Origin of the sequence: Blautia sp. HCP3S3_H10_2 (assembly GCF_052122375.1) — a bacterium.
Lineage (GTDB): Bacteria > Bacillota > Clostridia > Lachnospirales > Lachnospiraceae > Blautia_A.
Window position 1 is genome coordinate 1 of the sequence record NZ_JBQKCL010000041.1, and the last position, 1,784, is coordinate 1,784.

Annotated in this window: 2 protein-coding genes; both read left to right on the top strand. The window is 41.6% G+C overall.

Annotated elements, in window-relative coordinates; all coding sequences use genetic code 11:
* The first annotated feature begins 159 nt into the window (after positions 1-159).
* Positions 160-1,143: a tyrosine-type recombinase/integrase gene (locus ACTQWB_RS18615; protein WP_441502911.1), complete on the top strand. Its 984-nt coding sequence runs from the start codon at positions 160-162 to the stop codon at positions 1,141-1,143.
* The coding region (locus ACTQWB_RS18620) for a tyrosine-type recombinase/integrase (protein ID WP_441514618.1) at positions 1,136-1,784 on the top strand (649 nt) is incomplete at its 3' end. The genes ACTQWB_RS18615 and ACTQWB_RS18620, both read left to right, overlap by 8 nt.

The following is a 1,784-nucleotide window of genomic DNA, read 5'->3' on the forward strand; positions in this document are numbered from 1 at the left end:
TCTGCTGAAAAATCATGCCGGCATCGATGATGTAATGGATGCACTTGGTCATCGTGATCCGACAAGCGTAATGAAATACCTTCTTCTGGATGATGAAAGAAGCAGAAAATGCGGATTATCATTGTCAGGTACCGGACTGATGCTGGAAGGAGGTCTGTAATGAAGATCATCGGATATGAATACCGGAGCTGTTTTGCTCCGTATATCAAACAGTTTCTACAGGAAAAGCGGTCTGTCGGATTCTTTTATGAAACGGAAGAATGGAAACTGAAACATTTTGACGATTTTTGTGTAAAAGAATCCGTCATACAGCCATATCTCAGCAGGGAGCTGGTCAAAAAATGGGGGACATTGCGTGAAGGGGAAGCATTATCTACCTGTTCAGCGCGTACTTCTATAATCCGACAGTTTGCGTTATTCATGATTTCCCTCGGTGAGGAAGCATATATTCCGTCGAATTTTTATAAATGTGAAAAAAGACTGGTGCATGTCTTGTCAGATGATGAAATCGCAGCATTCTTTCATGAAATCGACAGTTATTCTCCAGAGATAAAAGTGCCCTCGTTTTTGCGTCTGTCTACAGAGTATAAAGTGATCTTCAGATTGATCTATTGTTGTGGCCTGCGTATTTCAGAAGCGAGAAAACTGAAGTGGAGTGATGCAGATCTTGAAGCGGGAACATTAAAAATCATGCAGTCAAAAGGTCATAAAGACAGGCTAATATATATGTCAGATGATCTTGCTGTGTTAATGAAGGAATATAAGACGATACTGAATGATTATCATGGATGCGTATCAGAATGGGTTTTCCCTGCAAGAGAACCAGGCAACTGCCTGTGTTCTGTCACTATAAACGCAGCATTTCGCAGGGCATGGAATGCAACACCATATGCAGAAGGCTGTGACAAAACTCCTACTGTTCACTGTCTCAGACATAGCTTTGTAGTAAAAAGGATGAATCTCTGGATGGAAGAAGGTATCGCACTTAAGGAGATGCTTCCATTTCTGAGCCGGTATCTGGGACATCAGAGTACGGATGATACTTTTTATTATTACCATCAGGTCAGCGAAGCTTTCCGGATCATCAGAGACAGGGACAAGACTTCAGGTTTCGTTATCCCGGAGGTGACTGACCATGAGTAGAAAAAAAGTGGAAAAGATACTGTTTTTCTCAAAAACACTGGATTTTCTTGAGCATTACCTGCCTGATCAGTCATTGAAAAGCCGGAATACAATAGAAACCTACCGGGATGCTTTGACCGTGTTCAGAAGATATATAACCGATACTATGAATTTATCACTTCGTACCTTTGGCTTTGAGGATTGTACACATGATTTTCTGTTATCATACATTGAGTTCCTGCATAAAAACGGTAACAGCGAAACCACTTGTAATAACAGGCTTGCTGCGATCAGAGCTTATCTCTGGTATGCTGCTGATTGTGATATATCGTTACAGTCAGTAGCTCTCACAGCTTCCAGAGTTCCTTTTCTTAAAGTACCAAAGCTGACACGTGAAGTCATCCCTGATGATGCCCTTAAGGCACTGCTCTCTGCTCCGCCGGATACTAAGATAGGCCGAAGGGACAGACTGATCCTGATATTGCTTTATGACTCTGCTGTCAGGGTTTCCGAATTATTGTCTATGAATGTATCTTCTGTAAATCTGGAGACCGACATACCGTATCTTCGGATTTATGGAAAAGGTGATAAAGAAAGGATCGTTGCGATCACAGATAAGACCGCTGATCATCTGAAGAACTATTTAAAAGTTTACCATGAAG

Bases quoted from the DNA above. Each gene is read 5' to 3' on its own strand.
- ACTQWB_RS18615 (WP_441502911.1), top strand. From the start codon at position 160: ATGAAGATCATCGGATATGAATACCGGAGCTGTTTTGCTCCGTATATC.